This is a genomic window from Paraburkholderia sp. GW821-FHT02A12 (assembly GCF_059422005.1).
Window position 1 is genome coordinate 2,753,283 of the sequence record NZ_JBWKWA010000001.1, and the last position, 16,234, is coordinate 2,769,516.

11 protein-coding genes are annotated in these 16,234 nt (G+C 65.0%); 6 read left to right on the top strand and 5 right to left on the bottom strand.

Features of this window, described 5'->3' with window-relative positions; translation table 11 throughout:
• The first annotated feature begins 203 nt into the window (after positions 1–203).
• Both AC07WT_RS12490 and AC07WT_RS12495 read left to right on the top strand, forming a co-directional pair.
• Entirely contained in the window at positions 204–785 is a 582-nt protein-coding gene (locus tag AC07WT_RS12490; RefSeq protein ID WP_492593932.1) for a DJ-1/PfpI family protein, read from the top strand.
• A gap of 163 nt (positions 786–948) precedes the next feature.
• Positions 949–1,275 (top strand): hypothetical protein, encoded by a 327-nt coding sequence (locus AC07WT_RS12495; RefSeq protein ID WP_492593931.1) that lies wholly within the window; start codon positions 949–951, stop codon positions 1,273–1,275.
• Positions 1,276–1,331: 56 nt separating this feature from the next.
• On the opposite strand, the gene AC07WT_RS12500 is transcribed toward AC07WT_RS12495, so the two are convergent.
• Positions 1,332–3,083 carry a sensor histidine kinase gene (locus AC07WT_RS12500; RefSeq protein WP_494947328.1) on the bottom strand — a complete coding sequence of 584 codons (1,752 nt, stop codon included), beginning with the start codon at positions 3,081–3,083 and terminating at the stop codon, positions 1,332–1,334.
• A 423-nt stretch (positions 3,084–3,506) separates the two neighbouring features.
• Here AC07WT_RS12500 and AC07WT_RS12505 point away from each other — a divergent pair, with 423 nt between their 5' ends.
• From AC07WT_RS12505 to AC07WT_RS12520, 4 genes are all read left to right on the top strand, one after another.
• Positions 3,507–4,709, top strand: coding sequence for an ammonium transporter (locus AC07WT_RS12505; protein WP_494947329.1), 1,203 nt, complete (start codon positions 3,507–3,509; stop codon positions 4,707–4,709).
• 268 nt (positions 4,710–4,977) lie between these two features.
• Positions 4,978–5,358 (top strand): fluoride efflux transporter CrcB, encoded by a 381-nt coding sequence (gene crcB, locus AC07WT_RS12510; RefSeq protein ID WP_115101867.1) that lies wholly within the window; start codon positions 4,978–4,980, stop codon positions 5,356–5,358.
• 309 nt (positions 5,359–5,667) lie between these two features.
• Positions 5,668–8,547 (top strand): bifunctional YncE family protein/alkaline phosphatase family protein, encoded by a 2,880-nt coding sequence (locus AC07WT_RS12515; protein WP_494948425.1) that lies wholly within the window; start codon positions 5,668–5,670, stop codon positions 8,545–8,547.
• Positions 8,548–8,842: 295 nt separating this feature from the next.
• Positions 8,843–9,727 (top strand): N-acetylmuramic acid 6-phosphate etherase, encoded by an 885-nt coding sequence (locus AC07WT_RS12520; protein WP_492593927.1) that lies wholly within the window; start codon positions 8,843–8,845, stop codon positions 9,725–9,727.
• Positions 9,728–9,872: 145 nt separating this feature from the next.
• Here AC07WT_RS12520 and AC07WT_RS12525 read toward each other — a convergent pair whose 3' ends face one another.
• The 4 genes from AC07WT_RS12525 to AC07WT_RS12540 all read right to left on the bottom strand — a co-directional run bounded on the left by AC07WT_RS12525 (position 9,873) and on the right by AC07WT_RS12540 (position 16,203).
• The gene (locus AC07WT_RS12525) at positions 9,873–10,796 is read right to left on the bottom strand and encodes an N-acetylmuramoyl-L-alanine amidase (RefSeq protein WP_494947330.1); all 924 of its coding nucleotides are present in this window, start codon (positions 10,794–10,796) and stop codon (positions 9,873–9,875) included.
• Between the two features lie 4 nt (positions 10,797–10,800).
• Positions 10,801–10,932, bottom strand: a complete 132-nt coding sequence (locus AC07WT_RS12530) for a hypothetical protein (protein WP_494947331.1) — start codon at positions 10,930–10,932, stop codon at positions 10,801–10,803.
• A gap of 62 nt (positions 10,933–10,994) precedes the next feature.
• Positions 10,995–13,031: a bifunctional DedA family/phosphatase PAP2 family protein gene (locus tag AC07WT_RS12535; protein WP_494947332.1), complete on the bottom strand. Its 2,037-nt coding sequence runs from the start codon at positions 13,029–13,031 to the stop codon at positions 10,995–10,997.
• Positions 13,032–13,104: 73 nt separating this feature from the next.
• Complete coding sequence (locus AC07WT_RS12540) at positions 13,105–16,203, bottom strand: efflux RND transporter permease subunit (RefSeq protein WP_494947333.1); 3,099 nt, start codon at positions 16,201–16,203, stop codon at positions 13,105–13,107.
• Positions 16,204–16,234 lie beyond the last annotated feature (31 nt).

Here is a 16,234-nt window from a genome sequence, read left to right on the forward strand (position 1 = left end):
CTGCAATGCCTGCACGCGAACCTCGCGGAGCCGGCTTGGCGCCATCCGGCAGGCGCATTGCTCGAGCTATCGAATGAACCGCCGCATGAACCGCCGAATGAACCGACGCGGTTCTGTCAAACGCGTTGAGGTAGACTGCCAGAGCGTTCAATCCGCGTTCGATGAGCGTTCGATGTGTTCCGTTGATCAATTGGAGGCATGCGATGGCAGCAAAGAAGATTCTGTTCCTGACCGGCGACTTCGCCGAGGATTATGAAACGATGGTGCCGTTTCAGGCACTGCAGGCAGTCGGCCATGTGGTCGACGCCGTGTGCCCGAACAAGAAGGCGGGCGATCGCATCAAGACCGCGATCCATGATTTTGAGGGTGACCAGACCTACACCGAAAAACCGGGTCACCAATTCACGCTCAACGCGTCCTTCGACGACGCCGATGCCCGCCAGTACGACGCGTTGGCGATCGCCGGCGGCCGTGCGCCGGAGTATTTGCGGCTCAACCATAAGGTGATCGAACTCGTACGGCAATTCGCCGAAGCGGGCAAGCCGATCGCGGCGATCTGTCACGCCGCGCAACTGCTGGCCGCCGCCGACGTGATCCGCGGCAAGCGTATTTCCGCCTACCCGGCCTGCGCGCCCGAAGTGAAGCTGGCGGGCGGCGATTACGCCGACATTCCGGTCGATGCCGCGATCACCGACGCCAATTTCGTCACCGCGCCCGCATGGCCCGCTCATCCCGAGTGGCTGCGCCAATTCCTCGTGCTGCTCGGCACCCGCATCGAACTCTGATCCAGCGGCGGGCGCCTTGTCCTAGCGACAACGCGCGCTCGCCCATCTCATCCGCATTTGCGGGGGGCCGGCCCACGGCCAATCCATCAGAATTTGAGACTAATCAGATAGTTTGCAGCGAAAGGCTTTTCTATAGTCACCGGTTGACTTGAGAGCCTTTTCGATGGAACTGACTAATTGGATCGTCATTCTCGCCGTCACGCTGACGGCCATTGCTTTTTTCTGTGCGCGCACGCCGGCCGCCTGGTCGCGGGAAAACCGCGCGCGCCGTCTGGCCGGCACGCGTCTGCTCGTGCAAGCCGCGTGCTCGTGGTGGGCGGCGCTGCTGATCCTCGCGCACGGCCTGTTCGCGCCCGACGGCGTGCTCGGCCTGCGCCCCGCGCCGCAGGAGGCGCTCACGGGCGTCGTTATTCTCATGGGTTGCGGTTGCTACTGGTCGATTCGCGGCAGCAAGCTGCTCAAACCGCGCCGGCTGTTTAACGCGAATTGACTACTGCGTACTGACTACCGCGAATTGACTACCGCGAATTGACTACCACGCATTGACTACCGCGTACTGACGCCATGCGCCGCATTGGCAGTATGCGCAGCGGCGCCGCTGCTCAGGGCGCGGCCGTCGCGGGCACCGTGCATCTCCCTCGCGTCGCGAACCTCATGAAGACCGCCCGCTTCAGGCGTGGCATGCGTCGTCTGGGCCGCCAGACGCGCCGCGCGCGCCTCGGCTTCGGGCAATGACAGATAAAAGGTCGTCCCCTCAGCCTCTCTGGACTCCGCCCACACCCGCCCACCGTGCCGCTCCACCACGCGCCGCACCAGCGCGAGACCGATCCCTTCGCCCGCCGCCACATTGCCGTGCAACCGTTGAAACGCGTTGAAAAGCCGCGGCAACGCGACGGCCGGAATGCCCAGACCGTTGTCCCGCACGTAAAAAATCCGTAGCGAGTGCACGCCCGGCGGCGCTGGCGTGATGCCGATTTCGATGCGGCCTTCGCGCGACGGATCCAGATAATTGACCGCATTGCCGATCAGATTCGCGAACACCTGCTCGAGCGCGGTCGGGTCGCCCCACACCGCCGGCAATTCATCGACGATGACGCGCGCGCGGCGCGCCCGGATCGACGCCTGCATCGCGTCGATCACGCGGGGCACGAGGTCGCTCACCTCGACCTTCTGCTGCCGGTACTCGACACGGCCGACGCGCGACAGCCGCAACAGCGCGTCGATGATGTGCGACGCGCGCAGCACAGCCGTCTGCAAGTAGTGCAGCGCTTCGCCGATATCCTCGCCGACCACCCGTTCGATGCGCTGCCGGGTCTCGGCCGTGAGCGAGGACTGGCGCACCGCCACGCGCAGTTCGTCGCAGGCGCGGGTCAGTTCTTTCGAAAAGCCTTGCAGATTCACCAGAGGCGCGCGCAGATCGTGCGACACGCTGTAAATGAACATCTCGTTTTCCTGGGTCTGCTGCCGCAAGGTCTCGTTGATGCGCGCGAGTTCGCGGGCGCGGCCCGCGAGATCGGACTGGAAGCGCGCCTGGATGCGCTCGGCTTCGAGCAGGCGCCGGCTGGTTTCGTGCAAGGTCAGATCGAGCCGGGCGATCTCATCGCGGCCCGGGCCGAGCGGCGCGAGCGGCTCATTTCCCGCGAGGCGCCCGGCGTTGTCGGACAGCAGCGCGAGACGGCCGCGCACGCCGCGCGTAAATAGCCAGACCGCGAGCGCGACAAACAGCAAGGAGCCGAACACTGCGGCGACCACCAGCATCTGTTGCCGTTCACGCGCGGCATCGGCGGCATTCGAGCGCAGCGTGTCGAGGCGCCGCTCTTCGGTCTGAAACGCCACCACCTGCTGACGGAACCGATCGAGCACGTCGCTCGCCGCCAGATCGCGGAACCGCTCGACGACATCGCGCCGCCGCCCCGAGCGCAGCATGTCCTGCATGCGGTCCGACCACTGGCGATAGGCCTGCACGGTCTGGCGCACCTGAACCACGCGCTCGACTTGCGCCGGATTGTCGGCGACCAGTTCGGCCAGCTGATCGATGCGCCGGTCAACGTCCATCCACAGCGAGACAGGCGTGGCGAAGCGGGCATCGTTGGCGAGCACTGCGCCACGCAGGCGCACCGATTCGCTGAGCACCGGTTCGAGAACCGCGGTGGTCTGGCGCAGCACGTCTTCGCCATGGATGGCCCACTGCTCGGCTTGCGCAGCATCCGCCTGAGCCTTGACCAGTCCGGACAGCAGCGCCAGCTCGAGCAGCGCCGGAATCGCGATCAGCAACAGGCCTTTGGTAGTCAGTCTCATGCGCGCGCATTGGAGTTCGGTGGCCCGGCAGCGGATGCGCCGGGACGGCACATTATGTCGGCGTTTTAACGCGAAGACAAAGACGGCGTGCGGCGGGACGAAGGTTCGCCATTTAATGGGAGATACCGTGCGCCGGAAATGCGCATTCGCCGTCAGGATTTTGAATTAAAACGTAAATCAGATCGAATAAATTGCACCAATTTGGATCACGCTGACCGCGGCGGAACCATCATGCACTTAACTTGTGCTTTTGAATGCATTTCAAGGTGCATGTCGTTTAACCGCCCGAACTGAATAACAACCGTTGCGAGCGTGACGAATCCTTTCCGGTGCGGCGCTGCACCGAACCGATGCCGACAGGCACAAGTTTGGCCCACTTCTTGCATCCACTGCCCGCTTTTTTGGCATAAGCGGGACACATCGATGGAAAGCTTGAAAACCGGCACCGATACCCTCTTCCTGTTGCTAGGCGCCGCGATGGTGCTCGCCATGCATGCAGGTTTCGCGTTTCTCGAACTCGGTACGGTACGCAAAAAGAATCAGGTCAATGCGCTGGTCAAGATTCTGGTGGACTTCTCGGTCTCGACGATCGCGTATTTCTTTATTGGCTACACGATCGCCTATGGCGTCCAGTTTTTCGGTAGCGCCGAGTCGCTGGCGGCGCACAACGGCTATGCGCTGGTGCGCTTCTTTTTCCTTCTGACCTTCGCCGCGGCAATTCCGGCGATCGTTTCGGGCGGCATCGCCGAGCGCTCGAAATTCAATCCGCAACTGTTCGCGACTTTCGTGCTGGTCGGCTTCGTCTACCCGTTCTTCGAAGGGATCGTGTGGAACGAGCGCTTTGGCATCCAGGCCTGGCTCGAACACGTTTTCGGTGCGCCGTTTCACGACTTCGCCGGTTCGGTGGTGGTGCATGCGTTCGGCGGCTGGGTCGCGTTGCCGGCCGTGCTGCTGCTCGGCGCGCGCCACGGCCGCTATCACCGCGACGGCGGCATCGCCGCACATCCGCCGTCGAATATTCCGTTCCTCGCGCTGGGCGCGTGGGTGCTGGCGGTCGGCTGGTTCGGCTTTAACGTGATGAGCGCGCAAACCATCGACAAGATCAGCGGGCTGGTCGCGGTCAATTCACTGATGGCGATGGTCGGCGGCACGCTGACGGCCTGGTTGGCGGGCCGCAACGACCCGGGCTTCACATACAACGGGCCGCTCGCCGGACTGGTCGCGGTATGCGCCGGCTCCGACGTGATGCACCCGCTCGGCGCGCTGGTCACGGGCGGTATCGCGGGCGTGCTGTTCGTCTACATGTTCACCTGCGTGCAGAACCGCTGGCGCATCGACGACGTGCTCGGCGTGTGGCCGCTGCACGGTCTGTGCGGCGCGTGGGGCGGGCTGGCGGCCGGCATCTTCGGCTTGCACGCACTGGGCGGGATGGGCGGCGTGTCGTTCGGCGCGCAGTTGGTCGGCACGCTGGGCGGAATCGTGGTCGCATCGCTCGGCGGCACGCTCGTGTATGGCGCGATTCGCCTGACGGTGGGCCTGCGGCTCGACCAGGAAGACGAATACAACGGCGCGGATCTGTCGATTCACAAGATTTCGGCGACGCCCGAGCGCGAAAGCATCGGTTGATTATCGATATCGCCCCGGCGCACTACGAGTACACCGTCTCTGTAGCGGGCATCGCGCCGATGATAGACTTGCGCGCCGGAGCGCCTTCGTCGCCTGTGCCTCGACTGCTGCGAGGCCTGCGGTAAGCCAGCTGCGGACCACCGCGGGCTGACTGCGGGGGTCAACCTCGCCTCGCCTGGCTCCGCTTCACCCTGGCTGGGCAGACGCGGCGGCCGGGCGCTCAACCCGCTCCAACGACCATTCGACACTGCTGCCAGGTCTTATCGATATGTATCTGTCCATTCTCGCGGTCGGCATCGGCGGCGCGCTCGGCTCACTCTTCCGCTGGTTCCTCGGCATCCGTCTGAACGGCCTGTTTGCCGGCTTGCCGCTCGGCACCTTCGCCGCCAACGTGATTGCCGGCTACATCATCGGCGTGGCCGTCGCGGGCTTCGCGCGGGCGCCGCAAATCGCGCCGGAATGGCGGCTGTTCGTCATTACCGGATTGATGGGCGGCCTGTCGACCTTCTCGACCTTTTCCGCGGAAGTCGTGCAGCGCTTACAGGACGGCCGGCTCGGCTGGGCCGCCGGCGAGATCGTCATTCACGTGGGAGCGTCGCTGGTGATGACCGTGCTCGGGATCGCGACCGTCGCGTTGCTCGCGCGCTGAAAGTGCCGGATGCGCCGGATGCGCCGGAAGCGCCGCCGGCTATCGTCGTTGTAACAATCTGTAATCGCCGAATCCTGCTTAGAACACGTCATCCTACTGACATTCGGAAGTGACTTAATACCGCTTTGTTGGTCAAGCCCCACTGGCCGATGAGAGGTTCGCTCGACAAGTCCTGTTCGACATATCCAGAAATTACATTCCGGCACATCTGCGCAGCGTACGGCGACGCAGCGGCGCCGGGTCATGCCTGTCATGCCAGACCTGTCGCCGGTCCGGCATGGCTATTGCGCAATGAGGAATCCTATGAAAATGAAAACCCACAATATCGTGACTGGGCTCCGGCTCGGCGTCATCATGTCGGCCGTGCTGCTCGCAGCGCAGTCTCACGCTGACAACCTCAGCGCTGTCGACACCGCACGCTTGCCCAGCGGTCAGTCGATCACGCCGCTGGTCGTGCGCGGCGCGGTCCAGCAATATCTGAATCCGGACCTGCCGGCCCATCCGAATTTCGTGGCTGGCGAAGCCGTGCGTTCGCAGTTGAGCCCGGACGGCAAGACGCTCGCGATCATCACCGCGGGCCAGAACTCGCTGTACAACGCGGACGGTTCGGTCGACACGGCCAACTCGACGCAGTACATCTTCCTGTACGACGTGTCGGGCGCGAACAAGACCCGGCCGCAGCTCAAGCAGGTGATCCACCAGACGAATGCGTTCGTGGGTCTGGTGTTCTCGCACGACGGCAACACGCTGTATGCGACAGGCGGCAATGATGACGTCGTCCAGGTTTACAGCCAACACGGCGGCGCATGGGTGCAGTCGGCCACGATCGCGCTCGGCCATAGTGGCAAGGGCGTAGGGATAGGCGTGCAGCCGAACGCGGGCGGTCTCGCGCTTTCGGCCGACGGCAAGACGCTCGTCGTGGCCAATAACTACAACGATTCGATCAGCGTGATCGATACCGCCTCCAACTCGGTGCGTTACGAGCACGATCTGCGCCCGTTCTTCTCCGGCAACGAGGGCACGCCGGGCGGTGTCGGCGGCACTTATCCGTTCGCGGTGGTCGTGAAGGGCAACAACACGGCCTATGTCTCGTCGGACCGCGATCGCGAAATCGTCGCAATCGATATCTCGTCGCCGTCACACGGCCGCCTGGTCAAGCGCATCAAGCTCGACGGCAACGCGCTCGGCATGACGCTGGACGCATCGCAGTCGCTGCTGTACGTCGCGCAGGACAATGCAGACCAGGTCGCGGTGATCAATACCAGCGCGAATACCGTGGTGGCCAGGATCGATGCGCGCGCGCCGGCCGGCGTGCTCGACCACCGTCAGGAACATACCGGCGCAGGCACCTACTCGGTGACGCTGTCGCGCGACGGCGGCACGCTGTACGCGACGAATGCCGGCGCCAACGAGATCGCGGTGATTCCGCTGAGCGGCCCGCGCGCATTTCATGTTACCGGCCTGATCCCAACCGCGTTCGAACCGCATGACGTGACGTTCAGCGCAGACGGTTCGTGGATGTATGTCGTGAACGGCAAGAGCGTGACCGGTCCGAACCCGGACCACCTGTCGGGCGGCACCGCGGCACAGGCCGCCGCCGCGCGCGCGTCGAACGAATACCAGTTCCAGCTCGAGCGCGCATCGCTGGTCAGTGCGCCAGTGCCGACCGACAACGACCTGCCGCGGCTCACGCAGCAGGTCGCGCGCAACAACTTCTATCGCCCGGAATCCAATGACCAGGACAACGAGGTGATGGGCTTCCTGCACAATCACATCAAGCACGTGATCTACATCGTCAAGGAAAACCGCACGTACGACCAGATCCTCGGCGATCTCGGCAACGGCGGCAACGGCGATCCGCGACTGAGCCAGTTTGGCCGGGCCATCACGCCGAACTTCCATCGTCTGGCGAGCCAGTTCGTGACGCTCGACAATTTCATGAACCCCGGCGACGGCAGCATGGACGGCTGGTCGTGGGCGCTGCAGGGCCGAGTCACCAATACCGAGACGCTCACGCAGCAGATGAATTATGCGGCGGTCAATCGCGGCCTGTCATATGACAGCGAGGGCGCGAACCGCAACGTGCCCGTCAACTGGGCGACGGCCCAGCAGCGCGACGCGGCCGCCGGTCCCAGCGGCACCACGAACTACAGCAACAACTCGGCCAGCGTCACGGGCGGCACGGACAACCTGCTGACGGGCACGGGCAACCATGCGTCGTCTGACGCACCGTTCGGCCACCAGCAGGGCTACATCTTCGACGCAGTACTCGCGGCCGGCGGCACGGTCCGCAATTACGGCTTCCTCGTGAAGAATATCGGCAGCATCGGCACCGCGGCCAATCCCGTGACGGATCCGCACGCAGCGGGCGTCGTCCAGGTCGCGCCGCTCGATCCGAAACTCGCGTCGCTGACTGACACTTACTTCCGCGGCTTCGACCAGAACTATCCAGATCAGTGGCGTTTCAACGAGTGGAAGCGCGAATTCGACCAGTATGTCGCGGGCGGCAGTCTGCCGACTCTGTCACTGGTGCGCCTGTCCCATGATCACATGGGTTCGTTCGGCACCGCCTTCGCGGGCGTGAACACACCGGAGACGCAGCAGGCCGATAACGACCTCGCCGTCGGACGCCTGGTTGAAGCGGTCGCAAAGAGCCCGTACGCGAACGACACGCTGATCGTCGTGACCGAAGACGATGTGCAGGACGGTCCTGACCATGTGGACTCGCACCGTGGCCCGGCGTATATCGTCGGCCCCTACGTGAAGCAGGGCGCGGTGATTCGGACGGGTTACAGCCAGGTCAATGCGCTGCGCACGATCGAAGACGTGCTCGGCACGCAGCACATGAACCTCAACACCGCCTACCAGCGTCCGATGGCCGACGTGTTCGACGTGCATGGTTCGGCCTCGTGGAATTACACGGCCGTCGCCTCGACGGTACTGAAGACCACCCAGGTGGCCCAGATGACAGAGGAAGCCGGTACGAAGTTTGCGACCGGCGCAGACGTCGCGCCGAAGCATGACGCGACGTACTGGGCCAGGGTGACCGCGAAGTTCAATTTCGATGACGCCGACGAAGTACCGGCGGATCAGTTTAACCGCGTGCTGTGGAAGGGCATGATGGGGGGCAAGCCTTATCCGCGGATCAAGGGCAGCACGCAGAAGATGGCGATGCGGGACGACGACTGATCGCCGGATGGGTCGATCGTGAAGTCAGCAGGTGGGCATTCAGATGCCCATCTGCAACTCAACGAGCAACTGCCCCGGTGCTCCTCGCTGGCGGTGCGATGGTGCTCGAGCGCCTCGTGCGCGTGCTGAAGCGTCTCCTTCCCGCCGCTCCGGTGGCTTCGTTCGCACGGTCGAACCCGTCCGTCACGCGCGAGCAGATGCGCGCATCTCGAAAGAGCGAAACGGCGCGTAAGCTGGATGACGAAGTCATGTCCATTCCCGGGCAGTCCGACCTTCGCACAATAGTCAGGTCATCATGCCGAACCATACCGAAACTCCGAACGCACTTCATACAAATCTCGATCTTTATCCAGTGGACCGTCTGATCGATACCTTTGTTAAAGACCAGATCAATGCGGTGAAGGCCGTATGGGCCAGCCGTACCCAACTGACTGACGCGGTGCGTGCAGCGGTACCCCGGATAGCTGCCGGTGGCCGCCTGATCTACGTCGGCGCCGGCACCTCCGGGCGCCTCGGGCTGCTCGACTCGGTCGAGCTCTACCCGACCTTCTCCTGGCCAAAAGCGCGCGCGATTGCTTTGCTGGCAGGAGGTGCCACCGCCGTCACCGAAGCGGTTGAGGGCGCCGAGGATAACGAGGAGCAAGGCGCGGCAGACCTGCTGGCAACGCAACTTTCTCCAGACGATGTGGTGCTGGCAATTGCGGCATCGGGGCGTACCCCATACGTGCTCGGTGCGCTGCGCGCCGCGCTGCGTGCCGGCGCGCTCACGATCGGCTTTGCCAATAACCCGCAATCCGCGATCGTGGTTGAGGCGGAGATCGGCGTTACCCTGGATACGGGGCCGGAGATCATCTCTGGTAGTACGCGGCTCAAGGCCGGCACCGCCCAGAAGATCGCGCTAAACAGTTTCTCCAGCGCGTTGATGGTGAGCCTCCACAAGGTATACGGCAACCTCATGGTCGACCTGCGGCCTACCAACGCCAAGCTGGTCCGTCGCTCGGTCAATTTGACCATGCGCGCGACGGGCGCCTCGAGTGACCTGGCGCGCCGGACGCTGGAGTCTTGCGGGTTCAAGGTCAAAGTGGCCATCGTCGCGTTAAAGCGCGGCATCTCGGTCGAAGATGCCGAGTCGCACCTGGCGGTTGTCGGCGGTAGCGTGCGCCGCGCCATCGAAGATTGAAGCAGCTTCACCCCGTTACGCGGAGTTTCGTCATGCAAGCCTTCAAGGTCCCGGTCGCGGGGGCTGACCGCGATCGAGGCCGAGGTCGTGCGCACAGGGCTTGCCGAAAAACCTTGAGGCGATGGCCGCGTTGGACGTCACACCGTCAGGGTGCCGCTTTCACATCGGCCGCCGGCGCCGGGACATACTTGTCCAGCAACCCTTGGGCAATCGCGTCGGTTTCGGCGTCCGGATTGCCCGCGTAATCGCGCGGACGGAAATGCATCTGGAACGCCGCGACGACACGGCGCGTGCGCTCATCGAACACGCCGTCAGTCGCCACTTCGTAGCCGTAGCGCGCAAGCTTCTCCTGCAGGCCGCGCACGTCGGCCGGAGCGTGGGGATCGCGGCCGGCCAGATGTGCGGCCACCGTCGCGGCATCCGGCCATGCGCCGATGCCCGCGTCGTAGAGCTGCTTCCACGGAAACAGCGGGCCTGGATCGATCTTTCGTTGAGGGGCGATATCGCTATGACCGACGACGCGCGTCGGCAGGATCGAATAGCGCGTGACGATATCTTTCGCGAGGCGGATCAGCGCATCGACCTGAGCCGGCGGATACGGCTGCCAGACGCAGCCCTGCGGCGTATCGACGGGCCCGCACCCACGGTTGACGCTCTCGATGCCGATCGACGCCGCATTCAGTTCGGTGGCGCCCTGCCAGTAGCTGACGCCCGCGTGCCAGGCGCGTTGCGGTTCCGGCACCAGTTGCCAGACGACCGGTTCGCCGTTGTTCTCCTGCGGCGCGTCGGGAACGACGTAGTGGGCGCTGACGGCTTCGGTGGTCAGGACGCGCAGCGATTGCTCCTCGTCGATCTCAGTGTAGTGCATCACGACGAAACGCACGCGGGAGTCGGAATGCTGCGCGTGGTAGCGGGTGTCGGCGATGTAGGTGCCGCGATTGATTTGCGTGGTCGAACAGGCGGCAAGGAGGAGCGTGCCGAGTGCTAAAGCAGCATGGCGCGCAAGCCGCACATGGCGAGCGGGTTGCGGTAATCGTGCGAAATCTGGCGCTGGTGTCTTGTCGGCCATTGCTTTAATTGATTTTCCAGAAATATGCCTCGACCCAGCCGGCGCCTGCCACCACGCTCAACGAGGCAGCGAGCAAGGCGACGACGGCCACCAGCCGTTGACTCCGCAGCATCCCGACTTCGGTCGCGGCAGCCATCCAGGCCCGCCGGGCAGCGCATTGTGCACATTGTGCGTCATGATCGTTCGCGGCTCCGCGTTTCAATGGGGTGGCGCGTCGGGGGTGGTCGGCAAGACCAGCACCGCGCGCCGCACCGCCCCGTCTTCGATCGCCGAAGGGCTCGACATCGGCAGGCCCGCCGGGAGCATGTCGGGAATCACAGAGGCCGCCGGCCAGGTCGTGGTGGCGCCCAGCGTGACGAAGTGCCACGGTTGCTGGAAGGCTTCCTGGTAGAGCGCGCCGTACCAGATCGGTGTATCGGTCACACCATCGGCCCTGGTACCGATCGCCAAGCGGTAACGGGACCGCCAGAGGCGCAGCACTAACCGGTTCATAGGCCGTCGCGGATCGAATTTCACGAAAACCAGCTCAGCGCTGTTTCCTTCCGAAAGTTTCTGCAGCACGGGCAACGCGGCCACCGATGTCTGGGGCGACAGCCACAGCAAGGCGGACGTGGCGGACCACGCCGGTGCCGGTTGCCAGCCCGCCGATTCGAGGCGATGTGCGATCGCACTGGAACTGGCGGCCCACTGCAACGGCAGAGACTCTTCCTCATCGCCGCTCAGCTCGGTCCGGCGACCCGGCAGCGCATGCCATCCTCCGTCTGTCCATTGGCTGAGCGCGAGCACGGTCGGGTGTGTTCTGGGAGCGTATCGCGCGAAATCGGCCTGAAAACGTTCAGGGTTCGTCCAGGGGCCGAAGACGGCGAGTACCCCGATAGCGATGCAGGCCAGAAGTCCTGGCTGCACGTCGTCATGCACCTGCCTGTACGTGTAGACACCGGCCAGTACCGCGAACCACGCGAGCCCCAGGCTCCAGCCGCCCAGCACGTCCGCCAGCCAGTTTTGCCCGAGATACAGGCGGGCAAACCCGGTGAGCGCGATCCAGATGGCGACGACGGAGATGACGGCGCCGCGCCAGAGGGGAGCTTGCCGGCGCACCAGCAGCCAGGCCAGGAAACCGTACACGAGCACGTTGAACGTGGCATCGCCGCTGGGTAACGGCGCATGCGCAGCGCCGGCCTGCCACGCGAACGGTCGCGCATAATCATGCCCGGGTTCGATCACCGGACTCAAGGCCCCCGCTATCCCGACCGCGAGAATCCAGTAGCCTGCCGTGCGCCAGCATCGCCGCACGATGAGCCAGGCAAGAACGGCGGCGGCTACCGCCAGACCCACATCGTATGCGCCCAGTTCAACCACGCCTGCCATCACGTAGTCGGTCGGCGCCGTCCGCAACGTCTGCAGGAAGCTGTAGATGATGGTGTCGGCGCGAACCAGCGGATCGTGCGCGACCACGTCCTGCAGGATCCCCAGAAACAGCCACACGCTGCCAATGAAAAGCAGCGCCAGCACCAGGAGTGTCTGCGCCTCAGGTCCGCCTGGATCGCCGAGGCCCGATAACCGGCTCGCCAGCCGCGGATGCCGGCGACTTAGGCGTCGTAGAGCCAGTTGGGAAGCGGTCCTGGCGAGCGGCACGCCGCGCTGAAGCCCCAGACGCGTCAGCCGGACGACCAGCCAGAGCAGTGCCGCCAGCAGGAGCAACATCGCGGCAAGGCGCCCGCTGACCGCTTCGGCGAGTTGCGCAGACGCGCCGAACACGATCCCCGGGCCGATATGCGTCGGCGACCAGGCCAGCGCCGACGCGATGTTGATCGGATAGAACCTGCGCCGCGGCATGTGCGCCGCGCCGACGACCAGCGGAACGATCGCGCGCACGGGCGCGAAGAAGCGGGCCAGAACGATACTTTTCCCGCCGTGCCGTTGAACGAAACGCTCGCCACGCTCCCAGACGGCCTCGTGTCCCTTCGCCACCCACCACGCGCGCACTTCCCGGTGATACCGGTGACCAAGCTCGAAGCTGATCCCGTCGCCGGCTACGGCGCCGAGTGCGCCGACGGCAAGCGTCACCCACCCGTTCAAGGCGCCGGCCCCGACCAGCGCGCCCGCGGTAAACATCACGACGGCCGCGGGGATGAAGGTCCCGACGACGGCCAGCGACTCCACGCACGCGACGCCGAAGACGACGGCGAGCACAATCCAGGGATGGGCGCCAATGCTGGCGAGCAACGCGTGCATATGCGGCTCCGGTTAGATGCGGGGTTCGCGAAAGTGCATTGATCACCCGCTCGATGCGGCGGCTGCAGGTTTCTTAGGGCTCCGCCAGCGTGTCGCGCTCGAAGCGGCCATAGCGCAACGCGAGCGTCGGCAGCACGATCAGGTTCAGGATCGTGGAGGTAGTCAGTCCGCCGAGAATGACGATCGCCATCGGCCCCTCGATCTCGTTGCCGGCCGCCCCGCTAGTCAGTGCAAGCGGCAGCAAGGCGAGCCCGGTCACGAGCGCCGTCATCAGGATCGGCACCAGCCGCTCGGACGCACCGCGCACGGCCGCCTCCATGCCCCATGCCATTTCGTCGACGTGCACCAGGTGCTCGTAGTGGCTGATCAGCATGATCGAGTTGCGCAGCGAAATGCCGAACAGGGTGACGAAACCCACCATGCCGCCCAGTGACAGGTCGCCGCCTGTCAGCAGCACGCTCAGCACCCCGCCCACCAGCGCGAACGGCAGGTTCACCATCACCAGCACGATCCCGCGCCGGCTCTTCATCGCGAGGAACAGCAGCAGTGCGATGCCGACGATGGACATCGCGCCATACGCGAGCAGGTCGCGCTGCGACTGCGTGCGCGCTTCACTTTCGCCCGAGAACACCGCGTAGGTGCCCTTGGGCATCACGATGTCGCGATTCACACGCACCTGCGCTTCGCTCACGAAATCGCTCACCGCCCGGCTGCCGAGGTTAACGGAGACCGTCTGCATCCGCCGGCCGCCGTCGTGCGTGATCTGGTACCGGCCGGAAACCTGGCCGATGCTCGCCAGTTCGCGCAACGGCACGGCCAGCCCATCCGGATTGCGCAGCATCAGCGCGCCGACGTCGGCCAGATTCCTGCGCGCACCGGGCGCGAGAATCACGGTGACGTCGTACGGTCGGCTGCCTTCATAAGTCTGTGCAACCGTGCTGCCTTGATAGGCGCTCTGGATCGCGTCGAGCACGTCGACTGGCCGGAAGCCCCGGCGGCTCAACGGGCCGGGCTTCAGTCTGACGTCAAGCTCTGGAATGCCCGGCGGCGATTCCACCCGAACGCTCGCCGCGCCGCGGATCGTGCCGAGCAGCCGGGCGATGTCCTGCGCCTTGCGATCGATCACATCGAGGTCGTCGCCGAAGACGTTGACCGCAACGGGCGCCGTCACGCCCGAAATGGTCTCGTCGATCCGTTCGACCAGAAATGTGTTGACTGAGGTGGTGAGGCCCGGAAAGCGGGCGAGCGTTTCCTGGATGCGGTACAGGATCGTACTCTGCCGGGCCGCGCTCATCGGCTCGAGGTCGACCTCGAACTCGCTCAGCTGAACGCCGACCGGATCGACGACCTCGTTGGCGCGGCCGGCCCGCTGCGCGACCAGTCGCACCCCCGGCACGTGCATCAGCGCCTGCGACACCTGCGTGCCGATGCGCATCGATTCGGCGAGCGACGTGCCAGGCGCCAGGCCCATGTGCACGATGTAGTGCCCCTCGCGTAGCTCAGGAATGAAGTTGCCGCGCAGAAACGGCAGCGCGGCCAGAGCCGCCATGCACATCACGGCGACCACCACCATGACCGTCTTCACGCGCTGCTCGACCCTCAGCAGCAACGCGGCATAGCGCGCCTTCAGCCACGTCAGCAGGCGCGGCTCGTGAGCCGGCAGCGGCCCGCGCGCCAGCAGCGCAAGCGCCATCGCCGGCGTGAGCGTGAGCGCGACGCCGAGCGACGCCAGCACCGCGAGGATGTAGGCGACGCCCAGCGGCGCGAACAGCTTGCCGGCTATGCCCGAGAGCGTCAGCACCGGCAGGAAGATCAGCATCACGATGAAGGTGGCGAATACGACCGCGCTGCGCACCTCGAGCGAGGCGCGCAACACCACGCGGAACGCCGCCAATGGCGCGGGCCGGGTGCGGTTCTCGCGCAGCCGACGGTAGATGTTCTCGACGTCGATGATCGCGTCGTCGACCACTTCACCGAGCGCGATCGCGAGGCCGCCGAGCGTCATCGTGTTCAGGCTCACGCCGAACGACGTCAGCACGATGATCGCGACCAGCAGCGAGAGCGGGATCGCGACGGCTGAAATCACCGCGGTCCGGACATTGAGCAGGAACAGGAACAGGACCGCGATCACCAGCACCGCGCCGACCAGCAGCGCGGTGCGCAGGTGGCCGACCGCCGCGTCGATGAAGTTGGCTGGCCTGAACACGTCCGCATTCAGGTCGACGCCTTGCTGGATCAGTGCCGGCTTGAGCGCGGCGAGCGTCTTCTCGATGTCCTTGGTGACGGCGAGCGTGTTGGTGCCGTACTGGCTTTCGAGGACCAGCATCACGCCGGGCGTGCCCATGATCGATGCGGCACCGACCGGAGGCGCGCTTCCCCAGGTGACGGTCGCAACGTCGCCGAGCCGCACGGCTGCGCCATTGCTCCAGCGCAGGACCACACCGGTCATGGCGTCGGGTGTCCGGATCTGGCCATCGGTATTGATGGCGATGCGCTGATTCGCGCTCTCGATGAAGCCCGCGCCGCGCACGCCGGTGGACGTCCGGGCTGCGGCGATCACGTCCTGGATCGACAGCCCGTAGCGCATCAGCCTGGCCGGATCGACCTGAATCTGCAACTGCCGCGTATCGCCGCCGAACACGATGGCGTCCGCGACGCCAGGCACGCTGAGCAGTTGCGGCTTGACCGTCCACTGTGCGATGTCGTACAGGTCCATCAGCGAACGGGTTTTCGACGTCAGGCCAATGGTGCGCACCACGCTCGTCGTGGTCGTGAGCGGCAGCAGCCTCGGCGGCTGCACGCCAGCGGGCAGCGTCGCGGCCAGCGCGTTGACGCGCTCGGACACCAGTTGCCGGACCTGCAGCAGGTTCGCGCGGCTATCGAACACCACCGTGATCGCGGACAGGCCTTGCAGCGACTTCGACCGCATCGACTGCAGGCCGACCATGCCGGCGAGCGCGTTTTCAACCGGCTGGGTTACGAGCGTCTCGACCTGCTCGCTCGTGAGACCCGGCGCCTCGGTTTGCACAATGCTCATCGGCGGAGCGAACTCCGGAAACACATCGAGCTTCGCGCGCGTGAGGGTATAGAGGCCATAGCCGGCCAGCAGCACGGCCAGCGCGTAAATGACACCGCGAAAGCGCAGCGAGAATCGGATGATGGCGTTGAGCATCGGCGGCCAGAAGTGTGCGGTGTGGGCGAAG